Source organism: Dactylosporangium sp. CA-052675, from assembly GCF_050947935.1.
Taxonomy (GTDB): Bacteria; Actinomycetota; Actinomycetes; order Mycobacteriales; family Micromonosporaceae; genus Dactylosporangium.
The window spans coordinates 2,037,257-2,063,211 of sequence record NZ_CP192010.1; the positions used below are offsets into that span (position 1 = coordinate 2,037,257).

Sequence of the window (25,955 nt, forward strand, 5' to 3'; positions counted from 1 at the left end):
CAGTGTGGGTGTCGATGTCGAGCGAGGCATCTCGCCGGTCGGACACTTGAGGAAACCTTGTGGCCGACAGCCACCGGTCAATTACGCCGTACGGCCGCCTCGACCAGGTTGAGCACGGCCTCCAGATCGGCGACCGGGCGGCCGGTGGCCAGGTGCAGCACGAGCCCGTCGTAGGCGAGCTCGAGGAACTGGGCGAGGATGCCGATGGGCACGTCGTCGCGCAGGACGCCGGCCTCGAGCTGGCGCTGGAGGCGTTCGCGGGTGGCGGCGGCCACGGCCTCGGAGCGGGCCGCCCAGCGCTTGGCGAACTCGGGGTCGGTGCGCAGCCGCCGTGACACCTCGAGCTGGCTGCCGAGCCACCCGCCGGTGTCGGAGGCGTCGGCCGAGGCCAGCAGGTCGCGCATCACCTGGACCAGGCCGTGTTCGGCGACCGTCGCTACCATGGTGGCGGCGTCGTCCTCGGCGACGGCCAGGAAGAGCGAGTCCTTGTCGCGGAAGTGGTGGAAGATCGCGCCGCGGGACAGGCCGATCTCCTCCTCGAGCCGCCGCACGGTCGCGCCCTCGTAGCCGTGGCGGGCGAAGCACGTCCGCGCGCCGGTGAGGATCTCCTTGCGGCGCGCGTCGAGCTGGTCCTGGCTCACCCGGGGCACCTGTCGATTATGCAAGCCGTACATACGGTTTGCGAACAGGGTCGTTTCGCCCGTGTTTCTTCCCGCCGTTTGGCCCCCGTTTGCGGGGATTTGCCGAGCCCAGCGCGAACATGAGGATCTGTTCGATATGGGGCTCGTCACGTACCCTGCCCGCGTGCCCCTGTTGTTGCTCAGCCTGGACGACACCCTGCTGGACAGGGCCGGGGCGTTCCGCGCGTGGGCGAGCGGGTTCCTCGCGGAGATCGGCGCGCCCGAATACGACCTCGAGTGGCTGCTCTCGGTGGACGCCGACGGGATGGGCTCCGCGTGGGACGTGGCCGAGGGGCTGCGCGAACGCTACGGGCTGCGCTACAGCGCGCTCGACCTCGTCGAGGAGATCCGCCAGGCGATCATGGACCGGATCCGGCTCGACCCGCTGACCGCGTGCGCCCTCGCGATCGCCGAGGACTCCGGCTGGGTGCCGGTGGTCGTCACCAACGGCGAGTCCCGCCAGCAGGAGGAGAAGCTGCGCAAGACCGGCCTGGACCGGTACCTCGCCGACTGGGTCATCTCCGAGGAGGCGGGCGTGCGCAAGCCGAACCCGCGCATCTTCGCCATCGCGGCCGAGCGGGCCCGGATGCGCCTGTCGGGCGCGTGGATGATCGGCGACAGCCCCGAGGCCGACATCGGCGGGGCGGAGGCGGCCGGGATGCGCAGCGTCTGGCTGCACCGCGGGCGGGAGTGGATCGAGCGGCGCTACGCGCCGACCCGGTCGGCCGACGGCGTGATCGCCGCGATCGCCGAGGTCATGGCCTCCCGCTGAGAAATCCGGTTGCGCCCGATCCGGGGGTACCGCAGGCTGTTTCCGACTTCGAGACGGAAGGGGGTTGATTCGCATGGCTGCCGTCATGGCGCGTTTTCGCATGCCCGACAACCCGTTGACCCTTCCGACTCAGGAGCACTCGCGTTGCGCGACCATGACTTCGCATCACCTCGCCGTCGCCGTTTCGACGACGACGACCCGACTTTCCTGAAGCGCCTCTCCCACGACTTCGACCCGGCGTGGGAGACGTCGGACGATCCGTCCGGCGACGAGGCGCGGTACACGACCTGGGACGCCCCCGGCGTGCTGCACGGCCCCGAGCCCCGCCCCGAGTGGGTGGTGACGTCGCTCGCCGCCCGGGACACCGAGCTCGGCGTGCTCAAGACGGGCAAGGAGGCCGACGTCCATCTCGTCGAGCGGGCCGTGCCCGGCTCGGACGCCGCCGGCGCCCGGGCGCTGCTGGCGGCCAAGCGCTACCGGTCCGCGGAGCACCGCATGTTCCACCGCGACGCCGGCTATCTCGAGGGCCGCCGCGTCCGCGCGTCCCGCGTCACCCGTGCGATGGCGGCCCGCACCGCCTTCGGGCGCGAGGCGATCGCCGGGCAGTGGGCGGCCGCGGAGTTCGCGGCGCTCGGGCGGCTCTGGGCGCTGGGGGTCTGCGTGCCGTACCCGGTGCAGCTGCTCGGCACCGAGCTCATGCTCGAGTTCGTGGGGGCGCCGGACGGTACCGCCGCACCCAGACTCGCCCAGACCCGCCCCTCACCGGCGGAGCTGGCGTCGCTGTGGGAGCAGCTCGCCGACGCGCTGCGGGTGCTGGCCCGGGCCGGCCTGGCCCACGGCGACCTGTCCCCGTACAACCTGCTCGTCGACGGCGAGCGGCTGGTCCTCATCGACCTGCCGCAGATCGTCGACGTGGTGGGCAACCCGAACGGGGCCGAGTTCCTGGCCCGCGACGTGACCAACGTGGCGCGCTGGTTCACGGGCAAGGGGCTCGCCGTCGAGCCGGAGCCGCTCGTCGCCGAGCTGCTGCGCGACGCCGGCATGCGCTGAGCAGACCGCGGCTCGCCCGGGTTCGTGACCGGGCGAGCCGCGGCAGGCGCGGACCTCGGCGGGGAGGGTGGTCCACCGGGCCGCAGTTCGAGGGGCCTCAGCCCATGTGGACCGCCGCGCCGGCAACGCTCGGCCTCAGCCTGCTCGCGCCGCCGACGGCCCTGAACCATGGAAGGTGTACTGCAGCGCCGCGCCGCGAATGCCGCCAGGCTCCTGCGGTGAGACCATGATCACGGAGTAATGAGGAGCTTTCCGGTGGACTCGCGGCCCTCCAGTGCGGCATATGCGTCCGCCACCGCGTCCAGCGGATAGCGCCCCGTGACGGCCGCGTCCACAATGCCGTCGGCCACCCAGCCGAACAGCGTTTCCGCGCGTTCGAGCAATTCCGTGCGGGACGCGATGAAATGTCCGAGCGTCGGCCGGGTCAGGAAATACGAACCGGCCATCAGGCGCAGCGGGTCGAACGGCGCCACCTTGCCGCTCGCCGCGCCGAACAGCACCAGGGTGCCCCGCGGGCGCAGCGCCTCGAGGCTGGCGTCGAACGTGTCCGCGCCGACGCCGTCGTACACCGCGTCGGCGCCCGCGCCCCCGGTGACCTCGCGCACGGCGTCCAGCGCCTCGGCGTAGGGCACGGCGCGGACGGCGCCCGCGGCCAGGGCCAGCTCCCGCTTCCCGGGCGTGGACGCGGTCGCGACGACCCGGCCGCCGAGGTGCGTGACGATCCGGGTCAGCAGCTGCCCCATCCCGCCGGCGGCGGCGTGCACGAGCACCACGCGGCCGGGCCGGACCGCGAACGAGTCGTGGGTGAGGTAGTGCGCGGTGAGACCCTGCAGCAGGACCGCGGCCGCCTGCTCGGTGGTGACCTCCGCGGGCACCGGGACGAGCCGGTCGGCGGGCACCAGCGCCTGCTCGGCGTGGCTGCCGCGGATGCCGGCCCAGGCCACCCGGTCGCCGGGGGCCAGGCCGCGCACGCCGTCGCCGAAGGACAGCACGGTCCCGGCGCCCTCGCTGCCCAGCACCGCCGGGAGCGGGACCTGGTAGGTGCCGTCGCGCTGGTACACGTCGACGTAGTTGACGCCGCTGGCCTCCACCAGCACCAGCGCCTCGCCGGGGCCGGGCTTCGGGTCGGGCCGCTGCTGGACGTTGAGGACCGAACGGTCGCCGTACTCGCCGAACACCACCGCGCGCATGGGGTCGCCTCCTCGATTGTCAGGTTCTTGTCTACCCCAAACCGCCGATCGGAATTGTCGTACCCCTGCCGTAGCATCCCGGAGGTCATTGGAGGTGAGCGCGTGGGCCCGACCCCGACCCATCGTCTCGCGATCGATCTGGGCACCTGCCACACCGTCGCCGTCGTGCGCCGCGGCGACGAGGCTCCCCGGGCGCTGCTGTTCGACGGCTCGCCCGTCATGCCGTCCGGTGTCTACGCCGACGAGCAGGGCCGGCTCAGCGTGGGCCGGGACGCGGAGCGGCTCTCCCAGCTGGCGCCCGAGCGGTTCGAGCCCTACCCCAAGCGCAGCGTCGACGAGGGCTCGGTCCTGCTCGGCGCGGCCGAGGTCACGGTCGTGGAGATGCTCGCCTCGCTGCTGCGCCGGGCCGCGGAGGAGTCGCTGCAGGCCGGGGTGAACCCGGTCGGCTCGACGGTGCTCACCTGCCCGGCCGACTGGGGCGGCCAGCGCCGCGGCGTGCTGCTGGAGGCGGCCCGGGCGGCCAGCCTCGGCCCGGTGGTCCTCGTCGACGAGCCGATCGCCGCCGCCACCTACTGCCTGAGCGTCCTCGGCCAGCAGGTCGCCCCGCTGCAGAGCCTGGCGGTGTTCGACTTCGGCGGCGGCACGCTGGACGTGTCGGTGGTGCGCCGCGAGTTCGACGGGCTGCGGGTCCTCGGCGTCGGCGGCCTCGACGACCTCGGCGGCGTCGACATCGACGCGGCCCTCGTCGGCCACCTCGGCCAGCTCATCAGCCTGCGCCACCCGCAGCTGTGGCAGCGGCTGTCCAACCCCGACTCGACCGCGGCCAAGCGCGACCGCCGCGAGTTCTGGAGCGAGGTCCGCGCGGCCAAGGAGATGCTCTCCCGGGCCGCCTCCGCGCCGGTGCACCTGCCCGGCACCGACGAGGCCGTCCACCTGACCCGGGAGGAGCTGGAGCGGGTCGCCGGCCCGCTCATCGACCGGGCCGTGGACGAGACCCGCCGGGTGCTGGAGCGCGCCGGCGTCGACGTGCGCCAGCTCGCCGGGATCTTCCTCGTCGGCGGGTCCAGCCGGATCCCGCTCGTGGCCAGCCGCCTGCACGCGCGCTTCGGGGTGGCGCCGGTCGTGCCCGAGCAGCCGGAGCTCCCGGTGGCCTACGGCGGCATCCTGGCCGTCGGTGCCGCCGGCCCGCAGCAGGCCCCGGGGCCCCAGCAGGCCCCCGCGCCCCGCCCCGTCTCCCCGACGACGCCGTCGACGGGCTTCCCGGTGTCGGGCGTGCCCGTGTCCCCGTCGGGGAGCCCGGCGTATCCGGTCTCGATGGCGTTCCCCGCGGCCCCCGCCTCCCCCGCGGGCACGCCGCCGCCCATCCCGCCCCGGCTGGTCCCGCAGCAGGCCGGCCCGCCGCCGATGGCCCCGCCGCCTCCGGCCTACGGGGTGGGCGTCCCCGTCGTGCAGCCGCCCAGGCGCCGCAGCAGCGCGCCCTGGATCGCGCTCGTGGTGGTCCTCGCGGTCATCGTCGGCTGCGTCTGGGGCGGCAACCGGCTGTTCACCTGGATGGGCGACCAGTTCGAGTCGGCCAAGAACGGCTTCCCCGGCTTCGACACCGGCGCCGACGGGCCGGGGCAGGTCGACGGGCTCAAGGCCGGCGAGGTGATCCAGCTCAGCTCCGACGGCGCGATCGCCGCCACCGCCGGCAACGGCGCCGTCTTCACCGCGCAGGTCAACGCGGGCGCGACGGTCGTGTCCGGCTACGAGACCGCCGGCAAGCAGATCTGGACCGTGCAGCTGCAGGCGGAGCCGGCCGAGCTCGCCCTGAAGGTCGTGGGCAACCTGCTCATCGTCGACGGCAAGGACGACGCGAAGCTCGGCGGCGACGGCAAGCAGGAGTCGCGCTCGGTCATCGACCTGGCCACGCACACCGCGAAGTGGACGAAGCCCTGGGACGACCGGATCGACCTCGTCTACCTGGGCACCGACGCCGTGGTGGAGCACAGCGACTGGAACAAGCCGACCCTCGACCGGATCAACCTCGCCGACGGCTCGACGAAGTGGTCGGCCGGCGTCGAGCAGAACAGCCACCGCGTCACCGGCCGCGGGGCCAGGCCGGCGCTGGTCTGGCCGACCTCCGACACCCAGGCCACGACCATCGTGCCGACCTACGGGCTGACGTTCTCCAGCCTCTGGCCGTTCCAGGAGTCGCTGAGCGCCGGCGCGGTCGCGGTGCAGCTGCTCAGCGACACCAAGGCCGCGACCATCGACCTCAACACGGGCAAGCAGACGGCCTCCGGCGCCTACAAGAAGAACTCGTCCTCGAACTCCTGGCTCGTCTACAACGACCTGGCGATGTTCAAGGGCGAGGCCGACGGCAACGTGGTGGCCTACAGCATCAGGAACTGGCAGCAGGCGTGGGAGTTCAAGGCGCCGTCGGGCACGAAGGTCGACAACGTGCGCCCGTGCGGGGAGAAGCTGGTCTGCGTCGCGGGCACGCAGACCTCGGGCAAGGACGTGCTCATCGCCATCGACGCCACCAACGGCCAGGCCCGGTGGACCAAGCAGTCGATCCGTGACCGCAGCGGCACCATCCCCGGCACCGAGGACCCCATCTGGGTCGTGATGGACGGCAAGCTCGTCGGCGGCCACGGCGTGTTCGACATCGTCGGCGACGCGGCCGTGCTCGACCCGGCGACCGGCAACGACCAGGTCGTGCTGGGCCAGGGGCTGGCGAGCCAGGACGCCTACGCCGGCTACGGCAACAAGCTCGTCATCGAGAGCGTCGTGCCGGGCAAGGGCACGTGGAACGCCTACGTCTACGGCCTCGACGGCAAGCCGATCGGCTCGGCGGGCGTGCCGACGCTGCTGCAGGACGTGTCGATGAGCAACGACTCGCTGGTGCTCCTGGACAAGGACAAGGCGAAGGTGTACCGCTTCCAGATCCCCGCGGGCAAGTAGGCCGGACACGGCAACGGCGCCCGTCCACTGTGGACGGGCGCCGTTTCGTGTCCGGCTACCGGGTCAGGCGGCGATCATCTTGCGCAGCACGTACTGCAGGATGCCGCCGTGGCGGTAGTAGTCCGCCTCGCCGGGGGTGTCGATGCGCACCACCGCGTCGAACTCGACGCCGCTGTCGGTGCTCACCCGCACCGTGCGCGGGGTGCTGCCGTCGTTGAGCTGCTCGACGCCGGTGACGGTGAACGTCTCGGTGCCGGACAGGCCCAGCGAGTCGGCGTTCTCGCCCTGCGGGAACTGCAGCGGCAGCACGCCCATGCCGATGAGGTTCGAGCGGTGGATGCGCTCGTACGACTCGGCGATGACGGCGCGCACGCCCAGCAGCGCGGTGCCCTTGGCGGCCCAGTCGCGCGAGGAGCCGGAGCCGTACTCCTTGCCGGCCAGGATCACCAGCGGCACCCCCGCCTCGGCGTAGGCCACGGAGGCGTCGTAGATCGTGGTCTGCTCGCCGGTGAGGTGGTTGACGGTCACGCCGCCCTCGGTGCCCGGCGCGAGCTGGTTGCGCAGCCGGATGTTGGCGAACGTCCCGCGGATCATCACCTCGTGGTTGCCGCGGCGCGACCCGTACGAGTTGAAGTCCTTGCGGTCCACCCCGTGCTCGGCGAGGTACTTCCCGGCGGGCGAGTCGGCCTTGATGGAGCCGGCCGGCGAGATGTGGTCGGTGGTGACCGAGTCGCCGAGCTTGGCCAGCACCCGGGCGCCGGCGATGTCGCTGACGGCCGAGGGCTCGGTGGCCATGCCCTCGAAGTACGGGGGCTTGCGCACGTACGTCGAGTCACCCGCCCAGTCGAACGTGTCACCGGTCGGCGTGGGCAGTGACCGCCACTGCTCGTCGCCGGCGAACACGTCGGCGTAGCGGGTGGAGAACAGGTCCGCGCCGATCGCCGCGGCGATGGTGTCCTCGATCTCCTTCGGGCTCGGCCAGATGTCACGCAGGTAGACCGGCTGCCCGTCCGAGCCGGTGCCCAGCGGGTCGTTGGTCAGGTCGATGTCCATCGTGCCCGCGAGCGCGTAGGCGACCACCAGCGGCGGCGAGGCCAGGTAGTTCATCTTCACGTCCGGGTTGATCCGGCCCTCGAAGTTGCGGTTGCCCGACAGCACCGACACGACGGTGAGGTCGTGCTCGTTGACCGCGGCGCTGATCGGCTCCGGCAGCGGGCCGGAGTTGCCGATGCAGGTGGTGCAGCCGTAGCCGACCAGGTTGAAGCCGAGCTTGTCCAGGTAGGGCGTGAGGCCGGAGCGCTCGTAGTAGTCGGTGACCACCTTCGAGCCGGGGGCCAGGGTCGTCTTCACCCACGGCTTGCGGGCCAGGCCCTTCTCCACCGCGTTGCGGGCCAGCAGCGCCGCGCCGATCATGACCTGCGGGTTCGAGGTGTTCGTGCAGGACGTGATGGCGGCGATGACGACCGCGCCGTGGTCGAGCTCGTAGTCCTCGACCCGCACCGGCTTCGACGTGCGGCCGTCGGCGCCCGAGGCCGCCGAGACCAGGTCGTGCGGGCGGTCACCGTTGGCGGTGACGCTGTTGGCGGGGGCGTCGCTGGCCGGGAACGACTCGGCGCTGGCCTCGTCGGCCGGGCCCTCGACGCCGTCGCCGACGTAGTGGTCGAGCACCGAGCGGAACATCGACTTGGCGGCGGACAGCGGCACCCGGTCCTGCGGGCGCTTCGGGCCGGCCAGCGACGGCTCGATGGTGCTCAGGTCGAGCTCGAGGCGCTCGGAGTAGTCCGGCTCGGCGGCCGGGTCGTGCCAGAGGCCCTGCTCCTTGGCGTAGGCCTCGACGAGCGCGACCTGGGCCTCGTCGCGGCCGGTCAGCTTCAGGTACTTGATGGTCTCGTCGTCGATCGGGAAGATCGCCACCGTCGAGCCGTACTCGGGGCTCATGTTGCCGATCGTGGCCCGGTTGGCCAGCGGCACCGCGCTCACGCCGGGGCCGTAGAACTCGACGAACTTGCCGACCACGCCGTGCTTGCGCAGCATCTCGGTGATGACCAGCACCAGGTCGGTGGCGGTGGTGCCCTCGGGCAGCTCACCGGAGAGCTTGAAGCCCACGACCCGCGGGATGAGCATCGACACCGGCTGGCCGAGCATCGCGGCCTCGGCCTCGATGCCGCCGACGCCCCAGCCGAGCACGCCGAGGCCGTTGACCATCGTGGTGTGCGAGTCGGTGCCGACCACGGTGTCCGGGTAGGCCTGGCCGCCGCGGGCCATGACGACCCGGGCCAGGTACTCGATGTTCACCTGGTGCACGATGCCGGTGCCCGGCGGGACGACCTTGAACTCGTTGAACGCGGTCTGGCCCCAGCGCAGGAACTGGTACCGCTCCTTGTTGCGCCCGTACTCCAGCTCGACGTTGCGCTCGAACGCGTCCGGCCGGCCGAACAGGTCGGCGATGACGGAGTGGTCGATGACGAGCTCGGCCGGGGCGAGCGGGTTGACCCGCTTCGGGTCGCCGCCGAGCTCGACGACGGCCTCGCGCATGGTGGCGAGGTCGACGACGCACGGCACGCCGGTGAAGTCCTGCATCAGCACGCGGGCCGGGGTGAACTGGATCTCCACGCTCGGCTCGGCCGACGCGTCCCACCCGCCCAGGGCCCGGATGTGCTCGGCGGTGATGTTCGCGCCGTCCTCGGTCCGCAGCAGGTTCTCCAGGAGGATCTTCAGGCTGTACGGCAGCCGAGCGGCCCCCTCGACCTGGCCGATCCGGTAAATCTCGTAGCTCGCGTCACCGACGCTCAGCTGGCTCTTTGCTCCGAAGGAGTCGAGGCTCGCCACGGCGTGTGCTCCTCTTCCGTCAAGTCGTGTTCCGGTACGCCAGTCTTCCCCAGCGCGCGCCGGGATCACGCCGCGGGGGGTTCAGTCAAGAAAACCGTACGTCCGTCTTGTTATTCACGCAAGCACCGTCCCAATCCGTGCCACGGCCGGCGCATGCCCGAGCTCACGGGCCACGGCGAGGGCCCGCTCCAGCTCCGCGCGGTCACCCGTGGCCACCCCCAGCACCCGGCGCAGATCCGGCTCCGCGAACCGGTTCAGCCCCTCCAGCGGGGTCTGCAGCCGCGCCCGCGCCAGCCGCGCCGCCTCCTCGGCCCGCCCCGCCCGCAGCAGCAGGTCCGGGCGCAGCGCCAGCAGCCGCGGATACCGCCACAGCATCCCGCCCAGCGCGTCCTCGCCCCCGGCCAGCAGCGCCTCGTCGCCGCCCGCCCACCCGGCGAGCACCTGCGCCACCGCCCGGTACTCGCGGCTCTGGGTCTGCTCCGCGAGCCGCAGCGTCCGCCGGGCCCGCTCCAGCACCGCCCCGGCGTCGTAGGCGTCGGCGGCCACCGACGCCGAGTACGACGTCACGTACATGTCCTGGAACGGCGTCGCCCGCCCCGCCCGGGCCAGCAACGCCTCCGCCGCGGCCCGGTCCCCGAGCAGGCTCTCGACCGACGCGGCCGGCCCGAGAATGCCCGCGACCGGGTCCCAGTCGATGAGCGGGAACACCGGCAGGCCGCCCTCCGGCAGCGCGTCGAGCGCCTCCCGCAGCAGCGCCCGGGCCCGCGGCAGGTCCGCCCGGGCGTGCGCGGCGTAGCCGGCGTGCACCGCGGCGACGAACGGGTCGAGCGCCGCGATCGCCGCCACCCGGCCGTCGTCGCCGGCCGCGTTGTGGAACGACGCGTACCCCCACAGCGCCGCGACCAGGTCCGGCCCCGGCGTGACCCGGGCCAGCACCGGCTCCATCAGCGCGTACTGCGCGGCCGCCGGCGCGCCGAGATAGTCCCCGGTCGCCTGGTGCGTGTACGCCAGCCGGACCCGCAGATCCAGCTCGGCGACGTCCCGCGCCCTCGACGGGGCGGCGCTCAGCACGACCCCCACCGCCTCCTCCAGCAGCGCGACCGCCTCCTCGACCGCCGTGCGCTCGTAGGCCTCACCCGCCGCGGCCGCCAGCACCGGCGCCACCTCCAGCGCAGCGGCGACCGGCAGCGCCAGCCGCAGGTGCGCCGCCCGCTCGGTGGCGCTGCGCTCGTGCAGGGCCCGGGCCGCCCGTGCGTGCAGGCGCGCCCGGCGCAGCGGCCCCTGCTCCTCGTACGCCGCCTGCCGCAGCAGATCGTGCGCGAAGCGCAGCCGCCCGTCCGCGCCGCCCTCGAGCACCCCCGTCGCCAACCCCGTGTCGAGCGTGTCGTACAGCTCCAGCTCGTCGAGCTGCGTCAGCTCCCGCAGGACCGCGACGTCGAACTCCCGCCCCAGCACCGACGCGACCGCGAGCACCGCCCCCAGCTGGCCCGGCAGCCGCGCGAACCGCCGCCGGATCACCTCCTGCACCCGCGCCGGCGTGCGCTCCCGGGCGCCGCGCTCGTCCAGCGCGTGCTCCGCGAGCAGGACCCGCAGCAGCTCACCGACGAAGAACGGGTTGCCGCCGGTCCGGTCCACGAGCACCGAGACGGTCTCACGCCCCAGCGCCCGCTGCGCGACCCGCCGCCCGAGCCGCGCCACGTCCTCACCCGACAAACCTTCGAGCCGCAGCGGTACGGCCTGGGCCCCGGCGGCCAGATCCGTGACCCCCTCGCCGCTGCGGGCCGCGAGCACCACGACGAGCCCCGACCCCGGCACCGCCCGCAGGCACAGCCCGAGCAGCGTCCGCGACGGCCGGTCGAGCAGGTGCGCGTCGTCGAACACCAGCAGCACCGGCCGCCGCCCGGCCAGCCGCCGCAGCCCGTCGACCAGCCCCTGGAACAGCCGCGACCGGGCCAGCTCGGCGTCGGCCAGCCGCTCCGGCGCGGGCAGCTCGATCGCCCCGGCCAGCGCCGGGTCGAGCACCGCCGGCAGGTTGCCGAACGGCGCGAACGCCTCCGCCAGCTCCGCCGCCCACCCGGCCGCCAGCCCCCGCAGCGCCTGCGCCCAGGGCAGGAACACCGGCGGCTGCGGCCCGTCGACCCCGCCCCCGAGCCCGATCGCGAACCCGAGCCCGGCCGCCCGCCGGGCGATCTCGCCCAGCAGCGCCGACTTGCCGATCCCGGCCACACCCTCCACGACGAGCACCCGCCCCCGGCGCGCGAGGATCTCGTCGGCGACGGCGAGCTCCCGGTCCCGCCCCACGAGCGGTTCCGCGTCACCGTCCGGCTCGGCCGTCACCGTCGCCGTCCCCGGCTCGGCCGCCACCGTCCCCGGCTCGGCCGCCACCGTGACCGTCCCCGGCTCGGCCGCCACCGTCCCCGGCTCGGCCGCCACCGTGACCGTCCCCGGCTCGGCCGCCACCGTGACCGTCCCCGGCTCGGCCGCCACCGTCCCCGGCTCGGCCGCCCCCGGCCCCGGCTCGGCCGCCACCGTCACCGTCACCGGCTCGGGCGCGACCGGCCCGGGCTGCGGTGGCACGGTCGCCGGCGGACCCAGCGCGCCGAGGCCGGGGGACTGGCGCAGAATGTCCGACTCGAGACGGCGCAGGTCCGGGCCCGGCTCGATGCCGAGTTCCCCGGCCAGGATCGTGCGGGCCTTCGCGAACGCGCTCAACGCCTCGGCCTGGCGGCCCGAGCGGTACAGGGCCAGCATCAGCTGCGCCCACAGCGACTCCCGGTACGGCGACTCGGCCAGGGCCGCCTCCGTGGTGTAGATCACCTCGGCGAGCCGGCCACCGGCCAGCCACGCGGCCGCCCGGCGCTCCACCGCGGCGAAGCGCAGCTCCTGCAGCCGGGCCCGCTCCGCCTGGGCCAGCGGCGAGTCGCCCAGCTCCGGCAGCGGATCACCCCGCCACAGCTCCAGGGCGGCACCGAGCACCGCCGGGTCGTCACCGCCGTGCGCGGACCCGGCCGCGGCCGCGAACCGGACCGCGTCGACGGCCTCGGGCGGGACCGCCAGCACATAGCCGGGCGCCCGGCTCACCAGGACCGTCGCCGTGCCCCGTGCGGCCCGGCCCGGCTCCAGGGCGCGGCGCAGGCGCGACACGTACGCCTGCAGCGACGCGATCGCCCGCTCCGGCGGCTCGTCCGCCCACAGCTCGTCGACCAGCGTCTGCACCGGCACCACCCGGCCCGGACGGGTCGCCAGCAGCGCCAGGACGGCACGCTGCTTCGGGGTGCCCAGGTCGATCGGGACGCCGTCGTCGGTGAGGGCCTCCAGCGGGCCCAGAATGCGCAGTTCCAACCAGTCGACGGTAGCGCCTCCCCGCCCCGCCGTCCGCAGGTCACCCCAGCCCGGCGACTGCGGCCGTCCGCGTGCCTCGCGGGGATCGTGCGGCCGTCCGCGGGGGCGCCTACAGCTCGAGGACCGCGCGGCCGTCCCCGGCGGGCAGGAAGCCGGCGTCACGCAGGATTGTCGACAGCTCCGCCGACGGCAGCGCCTCCAGCGTCAGCGCGGACGTGGCCCGCAGGGCGTCGATGAGCGCCACCACCACCTGCACCGCCCGGTCCCGCTGCCCCGGCGGGGTCGCCACGCCGGCCAGGCGCACCGTCACCGGGTCCGGGCGCAGCGCCGCGAGCGCGGCGGGCGGGGCGGCGTCGTCGGCCGCCGGGTCGACCAGCTCCCACCACTGCACGGTCGCGTCACCCGCCAGCGCGGCATCCCACTGCCGGGCCGTCGTGCGGGTGAGTTCCAGGCGGGCCGGCGGCACCCGGCGAACCAACAGCAGAGCAGTCACAGCCCAAGCATCCGCCGCCGGTCTTGCAAACGCCTTGCCAACCGTCAGACGGGCACCCCCGTCAGGCGCGTGTACTCCTCTTTCGTGCCGATCGCCCCGCGGCGATCCGGGTGCTCGACGTAGTGCTCCACGACGGAGCCGAGGAAGACGGGCTCGACCGCCAGCAGCTCCAGCGGCACCAGCAGCCAGCCCGGCTCCGGGCGGCCCGGGCGGCGGATGCTCAGGGCCAGCTTCGGCGCCCGCACCGGGATCGGCAGCGGGTTGGCCGGCACCCGCACCAGATCGTCCCAGGCCAGGACCCGCCGGCCTCCGGCGCGGATGTTCAGCCCCGCCGGGCTGACCACGATCCGCGGGCCGCGCAGCAGCGGCAGGGCGGCCCCGGCGATCACCAGGAAGGCGCCCGCGTTGATGCCGAAGCGGGTCGTCGGCGACAGGCCCGGGTCGCTCTCCAGGAACACGGTGCCCAGCAGCGCCCAGCCCATCGTGAGCCGGCCCATGAGCACCGGGGAGCCCGGCACCACGAACGCGTCCCCCCGCACCCGCAGCGCCGCCGGCGGCGGGTGCAGGATCGGGCGGAACACGACGCCGAAGGCGATGAACGCGCCGCTGAGCACCACGACCGGGGCGAACAGCAGCGCCGCCGCGGCCCACATCGGGGTGTTCGCGGAGGTGACGCCGAACTCGTAGACGACCCGGAGCACGACGATCAGCAAGGCGACGCCCGCGGCTGCCGCCTTGCATACCATCACGTACCGGCCGAACCGCCCGGGCGTCACACCGCCAAGTCTACGAACCGGGCGCGAAGATCGGCGACCGTCGGCATGGACACGGCGCCGCCCGGCGACTCGCACACCAGGCCCGCGACGTGGACCGCGACCCGGGTGAGGGTCGCCCAGCCGCCGAGATCCACCGGCCGGCCGTGGGCGAGGATGCCCCAGCTGAGCCCGGCCATCGTCGCGTCGCCCGCGCCGGTCGCGTCGACCGGGGCGATGCGGGGGGCCGGCACCTGTACCGTCGAGGAACCCTTCGCCACCAGCGCACCCTGCGAACCCAGGGTCACCACGACCACGTCCGCGCCGCAGGACAGCAGGCGGTCGGCGGCTTGCTCGGGCGAGTCGCCCCACAGCGCCACCGCGTCGGCCGAGCTCAGCTTCACCAGGTCGGCCGTGGCCGCGAACTCCTCCACGACGTCCGGGTTGATCCCCACGACCGGGCGCACGTTGGGGTCGAAGACGCGCACCGGCCCCGGCACCGCCCAGGCGCGGCGGGCGGCGGCGAGCACGGGCGGGGCGAGCAGGCACATCGAGCCGCAGTACAGCAGCCGCGCCCCCGCCACCAGCGACTCGTCGACGCTGCCGGCGTCGAACAGCCCGTAGGACGGCGGCTCCCCGTAGAAGCGGAACGTCGGCTCGTGGCCCTGGAAGGTGGTGACGGCCAGCGTGGTGGCCACGTCCGCGACCGTGACGGCACCGTCCGTACCGACGCCGGATTTGTCCAGGAAGTCCAGCAGCCGGTGGCCGAACGGGTCGTCACCGAACGAACCCAGGAAGTGCACGTCGCCGCCGAGACGGGCGATGCCGACGGCCACGTTGAACGGCGCGCCGCCGACCGCCGGCCGGTAGACCAGCTCACCGCCCGCCGTCGACTCCAGCAGGTCGATCAGCGCCTCACCGATGACCACGCCGTACCCGGTCACGGGAACACCTCCTCGTTCGCGGCCCCGGTGAACCCCGGGCGCATGGTTCCGGTCACGAAGACCGCATGCCACACACAGAAGACGAGCACCGTCCACAGCTTGCGCGAATGGTCGGCCTCCTTCTTACGGTGCGCCCGCAGCAGCCCCCGCACCACGTCGAGGTCCAGCAGATCCCCGGCGCCCGACGCGTCGAGCAGGCCGTGCGCCCAGTCGTACATCTCCCCGCGCAGCCACGGCCGGATCGGCACCGGAAACCCGAGCTTCCTGCGGTGCACGATCGGCTCCGGCACCACCCCGGCCAGCGCCCGGCGCAGCGCCGCCTTCGTCTCCTGCGAGCGCGGCGGCACCTTCAGCTCGCTCGGCAGCCCCGCGGCCACCTCGAACACGGCCCGGTCCAGGAACGGCGTGCGCAGCTGCAGCGAGTGCGCCATCGTCATCCGGTCGGCCTTCACCAGAATGTCGCCCCGCAGCCACGTGTACAGATCCACGTACTGCATCGTCGTCACGTCGTCGAGCGCCCCGGCCTCCTTGAACACCGGCGCCGTCACGTCCGTGTGCCGCACGTCCGGCTCGAAGTGGCGCAGCAGCGCGGCCTTCTCCTCGTCGGTGAAGATCCGCGCGTTGCCGTAGTAGCGCTCCTCGATCGGGGTCGTGCCCCGCTCCAGGAAACTCTTGCCCTTCACACCCTGCGGAATGACCCGCGACACCGCCCGCAGCCCCCGCTGCATCGAGTCGGGCAGGTGACTCACGCTCGACAGCGACAGCGGCTCCCGGTAGATCGGATAGCCGCCGAACAGCTCGTCCGCCCCGTCACCGCCGAGCACCACCGTCACGTCCCGGGCCGCCCGCTCCGCCAGGAAGAACAACGGCACCAGGGCCGGGTCCGCGACCGGGTCGTCGAGATGCCACACGATCCGCGGCAGGGCCCGCATGAAGTCACCCGCGGTGACCACCGTCGCCGTCAGCGGGACACCGAGCGCCCGCGCCGACTGCTCGGCCACGTCGATCTCCGAGAACTGCGCGCCCGGCCCGGCCGCGTCGTAACCCACGGTGAACGTCCGCAGCCCCGGATCCCGCTCGGCCGCGAGCGCGACGATCGCCGTCGAGTCGATGCCGCTGGACAGGAACGCGCCGACCGGGGCATCGGCCTGCATGTGCGCGTGGACGCTCTCGCGCAGCGCCTCCCCGATGCGGCGCACCACGGCCTCCTCGTCGGCGACCGGCGCCGGGCGGAAGGTCAGCTGGCTGTACCGCCGGTTCGCCAGCGGCCCGCCCGGCGTGTAGACGAACGACTCGCCCGCCCCGAGCCGGCGCACCTCCGGATGCATCGTCGCCGGCTCCGGCACGTACTGCATCGTCAGATAGTGCTGCAGGCGCACCGTGTCGACCGCGGCCCGGTCGGCGACGAACGGCAGGAGGGCCTTCTTCTCGCTGGCGAGGTACACCCCCTGGGGCGTCTGCAGCTGAAAGAGCGGCTTGATGCCGAACGGGTCGCGGGCCCCGAACGCCCGCCGGGCCGAACTGTCCCAGATCACGAACGCGAACATGCCCCGCAGCCGGCTCACGGCACCCGGGCCCCAGTGGTGGTAGGCGGCGAGGATCACCTCGGCGTCGCCGTCGGTGCCGAACTCGGCCCGCCGGTCCTCCACCAGCTCGGCCCGCAGCTCCGCGGCGTTGTACAGCGCGCCGTCGAGCACGATCAGATACCGCCCGGCGGTCACGCCCATCGGCGGATACTTCGCCGGCTGCGCCGAACGGTGCTCGCTCACCGTCAGCTGCTCGGCGCCGAACACCACGTCGTCGTCGGCGACGATACCCTCGTCGTCGGGCCCGCGGTGCCGCAGCAGCCCCAGCGCGTCGGCGACCGCATCCCGCTGCCCCGCCGCGCCGCCCCGCGCGCTGACGAACGTGAGAAGTCCCGCCATGGCATGCATCCTCGCACGGGGTACGGTCGCAGGTGGAGCACGAATTCGCGGCGGAGGTTCACATGGAGGAAGCAGTCGGCAGTCAGTCCCACGACCCCGACTTTCCGGAGCGTTTCCGGGCGTTCATGCGCACGGGCTGGCGCGACACCACACTCGACGTCGCGCCCCGCACCGAGGCGCCCGACCACGCCAAACGCCGCGCCGAGCTCTCCGGCGCGTTCCCCGGCGAGACACTCGTCATCCCGTCCGGGATCGAGCACGTGCGCTCCAACGACACCAACTTCCGGTTCCGCCCCGGCAGCGAGCACGTGTGGCTCACCGGCGAGCACGACCCCGAGTCCGTGCTCGTGCTGCGCCCCACCGACGGCGGCCACGACGCGACCCTCTACGTCCGCCCCCGCTCGCCCCGCGACACCGACGAGTTCTTCACCGACCGCAACCACGGCGAGCTGTGGATCGGCCGCCGGCACACGCTCGCCGAGAAGTCCACCGAGCTGCAGGTGCAGACCGCGCACGTGGACGACCTCGCCGCGGTCCTCGACGACAGCGCCCCGGGCCGCACCCGCGTCCTGCGCGGCTTCGACCCGGCCGTCGACGCGGCCGTGCGCAGCACCGACCCGGCCCGCGACCAGGAACTCGCCCAGGTCCTCGGCGAACTGCGGCTCGTCAAGGACGCCTGGGAGCTCGAGCAGCTCCAGGACGCCATCGACGCGACCGTCCGCGGCTTCGAGGACGCGGCCCGGGCCCTGCCCGCCGACCGCCCCGTGAACGAGCGCCTCATCGAAGGCATCTTCGCGATGCGCGCCCGCCACGACGGCAACGACGTCGGCTACGACTCGATCGTCGGCGCCGGCGCGCACGGCACGATCCTGCACTGGATGCGCAACACGGGCCGCACCACCAGCGGCGACCTGCTGCTCATGGACATGGGCGTGGAGAACCGCAACCTCTACACCGCCGACGTGACCCGCACCGTCCCCGTCTCCGGCACCTTCACGCCGCTGCAACGGGAGGTGTACGACATCGTGTACCGCTCCCAGCAGGCCGGCATCGACACCATCCGCCCCGGCGTGGCCTTCGACGACGTGCACCAGGCGTGCATGCGCGTCCTCGCCGAGGGCCTGCACGCGCTGGGCGTCCTGCCGGTCAGCGTCGACGAGGCGATGGACAAGAGCGCGATCCTCTACCGCCGATGGACCCTGCACGGCTTCGGCCACATGCTCGGCCTGGACGTCCACGACTGCGCGGCGGCGCGCAAGGAGCGCTACCGCGAGGGCACCCTGGACGCCGGCTACGTCCTGACCGTCGAGCCGGGCCTGTACTTCCAGCCGGAGGACGAACTGGTGCCGGCCGAGCTGCGGGGGATCGCGGTGCGCATCGAGGACGACGTGCTGGTCACGCCGACGGGGGCCCGCAACCTGTCGGACGGCCTGCCGCGCACCTCGTCGGACGTGGAATCCTGGCTGGCCGCCCGCCGCGCCGAGGAGTTCCGCCTGCCTTACTGAGCGTGACTCCACGCAAGATCGATTAGGTCGGCCCGGGTAGAATAGGGAATCAAAGAAGGCGCACTCCCGCCCGCTCTGTATTTGTTTTCTTACCCCCGCTCGCCCGGGCTGCTCAACGCTTTCTTGCTCGGTTTTTCGCTCCGCTCTCGCTCGGCGGTGATTGCTTCGCTCGTTCCTTGATGATTGCGCTCGGCTGGCTCGGCTTGGCGTTGTTCTTTCGGTAAGCGTTATGACGCGGTGCGGCGTCGGCTGTTGGTGTTACGGGGTGCTGATGGCCGCGCGTGGATCGGTGGCATGGGCGCTGACATTCGGCGGGCCTGGCCTAGCTTGGCCTGGTTTGCGTTGGGCTTGGCCTGGCTCACTTGGCGTGGCTTGGCTCGGCGTGTTGTCGGGCGTGGCTTCGCTTGCTCTGGCGTGGCTTGCTCTGGCCTGGCTTGCTCTGGCTTGGCGTCGCTCAGCGCGGCGCTGCTCGGTCGGTCCCGGTGCGGTCTGATGTGGCTCGGCGTCGGCTGATACGCCGGACCTCGTTGAACCTCGGCCGGGGCTTTGTCGGATCGGCGACCGTGACACGCGCTGGGCAACCCTGGGCGGTCACCATGCGCCCATGACCGCTCTGATCGTGCTCGGCGCCGTCGTCGTGCTCGTGATCGTGTTCGTCTGGTGGGCCGCGGCCACGTACAACGCGCTGGTCAAGGCCCGCACCCAGGTCGACGCGTCATGGGCGCAGATCGACGTGCAGCTCAAGCGTCGCCACTCGCTCATCCCGAACCTGGTCGAGACGGTGAAGGGGTACGCCGCGCACGAGCGCGGGACCCTCGAGGCCGTGATCGCCGCCCGCAACGCCGCCGGGAGCTCGGCCGTCGGGGCCGGGCCGGCCGCCGCCACCGGCGGCGAGGCCGACCCCGCGCGGCGGGTGCAGGCCGAGGGCATGCTGACCCAGGCGCTCGGCCGGCTGTTCGCGCTCGCCGAGGCGTACCCCGACCTCAAGGCGAACCAGAACTTCCTGCAACTGCAGGCGGAGCTGGGCGCCACGGAGGAGAAGATCGCGTACGCGCGGCAGTTCTACAACAGCGCCGTGCAGACGTACAACCAGAGGATCCAGACACTCCCGTCCAACATCATCGTGGGCGTCGGCGGGTTCCGGGCGCGGCCGTACTTCGAGGCCGCCGGCGGCGAGCGCGCCGACGTCAACGTCCGGTTCTGACGGGCCGGGCGGCGCGTCGTGGACCTCGTCGTCGAGCCCCGGCTCCTGGTCGAGATCGGGATCGTCGCGCTCGGTCTTTTGATATGGTTTGCGGCGTTCTGGTGGCTTTTGTACGCAACGCGGCCGCCTGTGCTCCTCGCGCCGCAGGCCACCCAGGACTTCGGCGGCGCCGAGTCGCCCGCCGTGGTCAGCCTCATCACCGGGCGTTGGGAGCTCACCGAGGACGCCGCCGAGTCCACGTTCATCGATCTGGCGGCCCGGCGCATCCTCGAGTTCCGGCAACCTGGCAACGATCCGCTGCAAACGACCGTCCATGTGCGCAATGAGCGGCCGACCGGGCTGAACGCGTACGAGCGAATGATCTTCGAACGTGTCCAATCGCTCACCATGAACGGCGTGGTGCCGCTCACCGCGCTCACGTTCCGCGACGCCGCGCAGGCGCAGGGCTGGACGAAGCGGCTGAACGCGGCGATCGTCGCGGACGCCCGATCCCAAGGCCTTTCGCAGCGCCGGTTCTCCTCAGCGATGGTCGCCGCGCTCACGATTCTTGCGGGAATCCCGGCGTTTGCCGCCGGAATCGCCATGTTCCTCCACAGCCGCAGTGGCGCTTCATTCGTCGCGATCATCATCCTGTGGTCCGCGCTCGGCATCTTCGCCGGCAAGTCGCGCGGCGAACGGGACACCCCAGCGGGACGCCAGGCGGCCGTGCGCTGGCTCGGCCTCAAGGCGTTCCTGCGCGCCCACGAGAGTTTCGCCGACCTCCCGCCCGCCGCCGTCGCCGTGTGGGACCGGTACCTCTCCTACGGCGACGCCGTCGGAGCCACCCGCGTCTGCGCCGCCGTCATCGACCTCGGCATGGGCAACCGGCGCCGGGTCTGGAGCTCGTTCGGCGGCACTTGGCACCGAATTCGTGTGCGATATCCGTCGTTCTGGCCACGGTACGGACAGAAAGCCGCACGCCTCACCGTCAAAGCCTGCATCGCGCTCGCCATCGCCGCGTTCATCGTCCGCTTCAACGCGGTCGCGTTCGACTTCACCCCCGGCTCCATGTCGAGCTGGGTGACGCTCGCCGTGCGCGTGCTCATCCTGTGGCCGCTGCTCTACGGCGGGTACACCCTGATCGGCACGCTTGTCGACGTGCTCACCCCGGTCACCGTCACCGGCGAGGTGGTGTGGGTGGAGACTTGGCGCACGAAGACCCAGAGCGATGACGGGCCGACCATTCCCGTCCTGCACTACCTGGCGATCGACTCCGGCTCGGCCGATCGTGTCGTCGCCTGGGCGTGTCCGTCCGCAATCGTGCACCGCGCGGACATCGGCGACGTCATCACGCTGACCGCCCGGCGCTGGACCCGGCGCGTCATCGAACTGCGCGTGGACACCAGCGCGCGCACACGATCACAAACGTACGGCGAAGACGACACCGACGCTCTCATCGTGCGCGCCATGAACGCGGGCGCCCCGGCCCTGGCCACCGCGGTCCGCCCGAGTCTGGTCGCGGCCGCCGAACTGGTCACGACGGAGGAGGCCGGCCGCGTACTCGGACGGCCGGTCACGCTCACCGGCGCCGACCGCGGCGTGGCGGTCGGGCCGATGACGATGGCGGAGTTCCGTGCGGCGGACGGCTCGGCGCTCGTCGTCACTGTGGCCACCGGCGACTCGGCCGAACTCGCGATCCGCGCGCACCGCGCCGGCGCCGCCGTCCCCGGGGTGGGCGACGAGGCGTTCGCGTCCGGGCAGTGGGCGGTCGCCCGGCGGGGCCAGACGGTGGTCAGCCTCGAACAGCGCAGTGCCGGCGCGATCCATCAGCCGTACCTGGTGTGGTTGCTCGGGCTAGCCGTCGGCCGCCTCACTTGAGGTTGACGGTCGTTGGGTAAGAGGATTCCCGAGAGACAGCTGTAGCCACCTCGCAAGGAGATTGCGCATGTCCGATCGTCCGCGCCCGCCGTCGCCCTACGACTTCCTGCCCGCGGTGCCGGCGTTCAGCTTGACCAGCGAGGACCTGACGGACGGGAGCACCCTGCCCGACGCCCAGGTCTACGAGCGCGGCAACACCTCGCCCCACCTGGCCTGGTCGGGCGCCCCCGAGGGCACCAAGAGCTTCGCGGTGACCTGCTACGACCCGGACGCCCCGACCGGTGGCGGCTTCTGGCACTGGCTCGTCTACGACATCCCGGCCGATGTGGCCGAGCTGCCGACGGGCGCCGGGACCGGGGACAAGGACGGCCTGCCCGACGAGGCGATCCACGCTCGCAACGACTACGGCAGCCGGGACTTCGGCGGTGCGGCCCCGCCGCCGCAGGACGCGCCGCACCGGTACTACTTCGTCGTCCACGCCCTCGACACCGAGTCGCTGGGCGTCGACGCCGACGCGAGCCCCAACGTCGTGGGCTTCAACCTGACCGCCCACACGCTGGGGCGCGCGATTCTCGTCGCGAGCTTCGGCTTCTGATTGAGGTCGCCGGCCTCGGCTTCTGCTCGAAGTCGCCGGCTCTCGGCTTGGTGACTGTGGTCGGCGGCTTCGGCTTCTGACTGTGGTCGCCGGCCTCGGCTTGGTGACTGTGGTCGCCGGCTTCGGTTTCTCGCCGAAGTCGTCGGCTTCGGCTTGCGGCTTCGGCTTTTGAGCGAACGGACAGTTAGGAAAGCCAGAACGTGTCGTGTTCGAGCATGAACGCGGCACGTTCGTCATCGGTCATCGAACGGAGCTCCGGGAGGCCCTCGAAGTAGGCCTCCCGGGGCGCACCGGGCGCGAAGTGCAGGAGCATCTCGGCCGGCGCGCCGGACTCGTTGCGGAACGCGTGCACACCGCCCTCCGGAACGTGCACGAAGTCGCCCGGTTCCGTGTCGATCCAGCGCTTGCCGTCATAAATGCGCACCGAACCGCTCAGGATGAAGAACGACTCCGAGATCGAGCGGTGGAAGTGCGGGTCCGGGCCGCTGGGCTGCGGGCCCATCACCCAGCGGTACAGGCCGAACTGCCCGCCGGTCGACGCGCCCGTCGCCAGGTAGTGCACGGTGTTGCCGTTGGCGTACGTGAACTCCGGCGCGGTGGCGACCGGCCGATACGTGGCGTTGATCTCGCCGTTCTCGCCGTGGTACTTCGGTGGTGGATACGACATCCCCTCACCTTACGGATTCGCGGATCTTGTGCGCGGCCGCGACAACATTGGTGAGCGCCGCGCGCACCTCCTCGTACGTGCGCGTTTTGAGGCCACAGTCCGGATTCACCCAGAGCCGCCCCGCCGGGATCACCTCGAGCGCGGCGCGCAACCGGGACCCGACCTCGTCGACGCCCGGGATCCGGGGGGAGTGGATGTCGTACACCCCGGGGCCGACCCCACGCGTCAACCCCTCGATCGCGAATCCCGAGCGAGCCGCCTCGATGCTGGTCACGTCCGCGTCCAGGGCGTCGATCGCGGCCAGCACCGCAGGCGCATCCGAATAGCACAGATGTGTGTGGATCTGGGTACCGTCCGCGGCCCCCGCCGTCGCCCGGCGGTACGCGGCCACGGCCCAGGCCAGGTACTCCGGCTGCTCCTCGCGCCGCAGCGGCAGCAGTTCGCGCAGCGCCGGCTCGTCGACCTGAATGATGCGGATGCCGGCCGCCTCCAGGTCGCGCACCTCGGCCCGCACCGCGTCGGCGACCTGCATCGTCACGTCCCGCAGCGGCCGGTCGGAGCGCACGAACGACCAGGCGACGATCGTCACCGGCCCGGTGAGCATGCCCTTCACCGGCCGCTCGGTGCGCGACTGCGCATAGGTCGCCCAGCGCACCGTGATCGGTTCCGGCCGGTGCACGTCGCCGTGCAGGATCGGCGGCCGGGTGCAGCGCGAGCCGTACGACTGCACCCACCCATTGCGCGTGACCGCGAAACCCTCGAGATGCTCGGCGAAATACTGCACCATGTCGTTTCGCTCAGGCTCACCGTGCACGAGCACGTCCAAACCGAGCGCTTCCTGCTCGGCGATGACCCGATCGATTTCCCTCCGGATCCGGATTTCGTACTGCTCGGCAGGCAACGTCGCCCGGGCCGCCCGCAGATCACCGGTCTGCGGGAAGGAGCCGATCGTGGTGACCGGTAGGGCGGGCAACCCGAGATCGGCCTGAGCCGCGACCCTCACCGCATACGGCGAACGGCACTCGACCAGTTCACGCGCTCCTTCCGGCACTACGTCAGCTGCCGCTTCCCCGTCCGCGCGCGCTGTCAACGGCCCTGCGCCGGCGCCGGTGTTCGTTGCCGCACGCGGCCGTTGCGCCGTCAGCGGCCCTGCCTCGGTCATGGTGTTCGTTTGTGCATGTGGCTGTGTCGTTTGCGACTGCGACTGCGACTGCGACTGCGGCTCGGTCTCGGCCGCGGTGTTCGTTTGTGCGTGTAGCTGTGTCGTTTGCGACGTCGGCTCGGCCTTGGTCGCGCGGTTCGTTCGTGCGTGTAGGTGTGTCGAGTGCGACTGCGGCTCGCGCTCAGTCGTGGTGTTCGTTTCTGCGCGTGGCTGGTGCGTTTGCGGCTTCGGCTCGTTCTCAACGCTCGTTGCTGCGTGTATCTGCTGCGCTGACGGCGGCCCATCCGTGGTCTCGACGCTTGTCTCTGCGGCAGGTCTCGCTGGCAATCGGCCGGGCGTGTGCTCGGATTGCGTGTCGGCGCGCGGTTTCGCCGGCAGCGGCCCGAGCCCGGCGAGCGCGACGACCTCGGCCACCTTCTCCTCGGCGAACGCGAGCCGATCGACCAGCCCAGCGGGCAGATCCGACTCCCCGCGCAGCGTGTACGGAACGTGCAACAGCGAGCACGACGTGGAGACCGCGGTCGCCCCAGCCTGCGCGAGTAGCCACCGAGCCGCGTCCAAGTCTGTTCGCCAGACGTTCCGCCCGGACACAACCCCGCCAACCACGGTGCGTCCTTCGAACAGCCGCAGATTCGCCGGCACCCCGTGCGTCAGATCGACCGCCACCCCGTCGACCGGGGCCACGGACAGCGCCGGCAGCGCGGCGTCGGCGTCCCCGAAGTACGGGGCGACGAGCAGCTTCGGCCGACGCTCCAGCGCGGCGAGCCGCCGGTAGGCATGCCGGACCGCGGGCGCCCCGCCGTCGACGACGAGTGCGGGCTCGTCCAGCTGCACCCATCGCGCACCCGCCTCTGCAAGCTCGCGCAGCAACTCGCCGTACACGTCCAGCAGATCGTCGAGCCGCTCCAAGTGCCCCTGCAGGAACGTGACCGGCCCGAGCAGGACGGGCCGCGTCTCGTACCCGAGCTCGCGCGCCTCCCGCAACTCCGCCAGCGGCTTGTCGGCCACCGCCCGGAAGCGCGTCCTCGGCCCGATCTCGGGCACGATGTAGTGGTAGTTGGTGTCGAACCACTTCGTCATCCGCAACGCCGGAACGTCATCGGTCCCGCGCGCCATCGCGAAATACGGGTCGGCCGCATCGCGGTACCGGTCGGGCACCGCGTCGACGGCGACGGCCGTATCGAGCACGTGGTCATAGAGCGAGAACGTGTTGGAGGGCAGCCCGGCGAGCCCGAGCTCGTGCAGCCGGTGCCAGCTCTCGGCGCGCAGCCGGCGCCCGGTCTCGTCGAGCGCCGCACGATCGATGCGCCCCGCCCAGTAGTCCTCGAGCGCGCGCTTGAGCTCGCGCCGGGGTCCGATACGTGGGTACCCGAGCACGGTGGAGATGGGAAAGTCTTCGTTCACAGCGCGCATCGTGACCGTTCGAACCTGTTCACACGCGATCGATAAGCGCCACGAATAGCCGGTCCCGCCCGCTCGGACCGCGCAGCACCAGCCCACGCCAACGCGGCCCAGCCTGGCTCCCCGCCGGCGACGCTCCCGCCAGGCCGGTCACCGCCGACTCGCGGTCGCAGCCGACGGGCCGGGCGGGGCCTCCGCGATCGATAAGCCGCGACCGGACCGGTCGCGGGTGCGTCGGTGCTCATTCACGCACGGTCGCGGTTGCGATGTTGTCGCGTCCGGTGATGGCTCGACCGCAGGTGATCGGTCGGCGGTGGCGTGGCTGTTCGTGGTGCGTCGGCTGGTGGTGGTGTGGCTGTTTGTGGTGCGTCGGCTGGTGGTGGTGTGGCTGTTTGTGGCGGGTTGGTCGGCGGTGGCGTGGCTGTTTGTGGTGCGTCGGCTGGTGGTGGTGTGGCTGTTCGTGGCGGGTTGATCGGCGATGGTGTGGCCGCTCGCGGTGCGTCAGCTGGTGGTGGTGTGGCCGCTCGCGGTGCGTCAGCTGGCGGTGGCGTGTCCGCTCGCGGTGCGTCAGCCGACGGGGGAGTGGCCCGGTGCGGAAGTGTTCATTCGCGCGCGGCCGCGGTTCCCTTCTCGTCGCGCCC

The 25,955-nt window shown here is 72.5% G+C and carries 18 protein-coding genes; 8 read left to right on the forward strand and 10 right to left on the reverse strand.

The window, feature by feature from the left end:
* Nucleotides 1–77: 77 nt before the first annotated feature.
* A complete protein-coding gene (locus tag ACQP1P_RS09195; protein ID WP_433084963.1) occupies nt 78–650 on the reverse strand; it encodes a TetR/AcrR family transcriptional regulator in 573 nt (190 codons plus the stop codon).
* A gap of 154 nt (nt 651–804) precedes the next feature.
* Here ACQP1P_RS09195 and ACQP1P_RS09200 point away from each other — a divergent pair, with 154 nt between their 5' ends.
* Complete coding sequence (locus ACQP1P_RS09200) at nt 805–1,452, forward strand: HAD family hydrolase (RefSeq protein ID WP_433084965.1); 648 nt, start codon at nt 805–807, stop codon at nt 1,450–1,452.
* A gap of 144 nt (nt 1,453–1,596) precedes the next feature.
* Nucleotides 1,597–2,502: a serine protein kinase RIO gene (locus ACQP1P_RS09205; protein WP_433084967.1), complete on the forward strand. Its 906-nt coding sequence runs from the start codon at nt 1,597–1,599 to the stop codon at nt 2,500–2,502.
* Between the two features lie 230 nt (nt 2,503–2,732).
* Here the strand turns inward: ACQP1P_RS09205 and ACQP1P_RS09210 are convergent, their stop codons facing one another.
* Complete coding sequence (locus tag ACQP1P_RS09210) at nt 2,733–3,692, reverse strand: quinone oxidoreductase family protein (protein WP_433084969.1); 960 nt, start codon at nt 3,690–3,692, stop codon at nt 2,733–2,735.
* A 102-nt stretch (nt 3,693–3,794) separates the two neighbouring features.
* Between ACQP1P_RS09210 and ACQP1P_RS09215 the strand changes: the two genes are divergently transcribed.
* Nucleotides 3,795–6,638: an Hsp70 family protein gene (locus ACQP1P_RS09215; protein WP_433084971.1), complete on the forward strand. Its 2,844-nt coding sequence runs from the start codon at nt 3,795–3,797 to the stop codon at nt 6,636–6,638.
* A gap of 63 nt (nt 6,639–6,701) precedes the next feature.
* Here ACQP1P_RS09215 and acnA read toward each other — a convergent pair whose 3' ends face one another.
* The 6 genes from acnA to asnB all read right to left on the reverse strand — a co-directional run bounded on the left by acnA (nt 6,702) and on the right by asnB (nt 16,923).
* On the reverse strand, nt 6,702–9,467 hold the full coding sequence (gene acnA / locus ACQP1P_RS09220) for an aconitate hydratase AcnA (protein ID WP_433084973.1): 2,766 nt from the start codon (nt 9,465–9,467) through the stop codon (nt 6,702–6,704).
* 114 nt (nt 9,468–9,581) lie between these two features.
* Complete coding sequence (locus tag ACQP1P_RS09225) at nt 9,582–12,809, reverse strand: BTAD domain-containing putative transcriptional regulator (protein ID WP_433084975.1); 3,228 nt, start codon at nt 12,807–12,809, stop codon at nt 9,582–9,584.
* 109 nt (nt 12,810–12,918) lie between these two features.
* Complete coding sequence (locus tag ACQP1P_RS09230) at nt 12,919–13,302, reverse strand: hypothetical protein (RefSeq protein WP_433084977.1); 384 nt, start codon at nt 13,300–13,302, stop codon at nt 12,919–12,921.
* A gap of 44 nt (nt 13,303–13,346) precedes the next feature.
* A complete protein-coding gene (locus ACQP1P_RS09235; RefSeq protein ID WP_433084979.1) occupies nt 13,347–14,015 on the reverse strand; it encodes a hypothetical protein in 669 nt (222 codons plus the stop codon).
* Nucleotides 14,016–14,074: 59 nt separating this feature from the next.
* On the reverse strand, nt 14,075–14,998 hold the full coding sequence (locus tag ACQP1P_RS09240) for a carbohydrate kinase family protein (RefSeq protein WP_433084981.1): 924 nt from the start codon (nt 14,996–14,998) through the stop codon (nt 14,075–14,077).
* The gene (gene asnB, locus ACQP1P_RS09245) at nt 14,995–16,923 is read right to left on the reverse strand and encodes an asparagine synthase (glutamine-hydrolyzing) (protein WP_433084983.1); all 1,929 of its coding nucleotides are present in this window, start codon (nt 16,921–16,923) and stop codon (nt 14,995–14,997) included. The genes ACQP1P_RS09240 and asnB overlap by 4 nt, the downstream gene beginning before the upstream one ends.
* A 62-nt stretch (nt 16,924–16,985) precedes the next feature.
* Between asnB and ACQP1P_RS09250 the strand changes: the two genes are divergently transcribed.
* The 4 genes from ACQP1P_RS09250 to ACQP1P_RS09265 all read left to right on the forward strand — a co-directional run bounded on the left by ACQP1P_RS09250 (nt 16,986) and on the right by ACQP1P_RS09265 (nt 22,084).
* A complete protein-coding gene (locus tag ACQP1P_RS09250; protein WP_433084985.1) occupies nt 16,986–18,428 on the forward strand; it encodes an aminopeptidase P family protein in 1,443 nt (480 codons plus the stop codon).
* Between the two features lie 604 nt (nt 18,429–19,032).
* Nucleotides 19,033–19,632 (forward strand): LemA family protein, encoded by a 600-nt coding sequence (locus ACQP1P_RS09255; RefSeq protein WP_433084987.1) that lies wholly within the window; start codon nt 19,033–19,035, stop codon nt 19,630–19,632.
* An 18-nt stretch (nt 19,633–19,650) separates the two neighbouring features.
* Nucleotides 19,651–21,489, forward strand: coding sequence for a DUF2207 family protein (locus tag ACQP1P_RS09260; RefSeq protein ID WP_433084989.1), 1,839 nt, complete (start codon nt 19,651–19,653; stop codon nt 21,487–21,489).
* 67 nt (nt 21,490–21,556) lie between these two features.
* The gene (locus ACQP1P_RS09265; RefSeq protein WP_433084991.1) at nt 21,557–22,084 is read left to right on the forward strand and encodes a YbhB/YbcL family Raf kinase inhibitor-like protein; all 528 of its coding nucleotides are present in this window, start codon (nt 21,557–21,559) and stop codon (nt 22,082–22,084) included.
* Nucleotides 22,085–22,268: 184 nt separating this feature from the next.
* Here ACQP1P_RS09265 and ACQP1P_RS09270 read toward each other — a convergent pair whose 3' ends face one another.
* Nucleotides 22,269–22,751, reverse strand: a complete 483-nt coding sequence (locus ACQP1P_RS09270; RefSeq protein ID WP_433084993.1) for a cupin domain-containing protein — start codon at nt 22,749–22,751, stop codon at nt 22,269–22,271.
* A gap of 4 nt (nt 22,752–22,755) precedes the next feature.
* Entirely contained in the window at nt 22,756–25,317 is a 2,562-nt protein-coding gene (locus ACQP1P_RS09275; protein ID WP_433084994.1) for a 5-methyltetrahydropteroyltriglutamate--homocysteine S-methyltransferase, read from the reverse strand.
* Between the two features lie 310 nt (nt 25,318–25,627).
* Between ACQP1P_RS09275 and ACQP1P_RS09280 the strand changes: the two genes are divergently transcribed.
* Nucleotides 25,628–25,786, forward strand: coding sequence for a hypothetical protein (locus ACQP1P_RS09280; RefSeq protein ID WP_433084996.1), 159 nt, complete (start codon nt 25,628–25,630; stop codon nt 25,784–25,786).
* Nucleotides 25,787–25,955 lie beyond the last annotated feature (169 nt).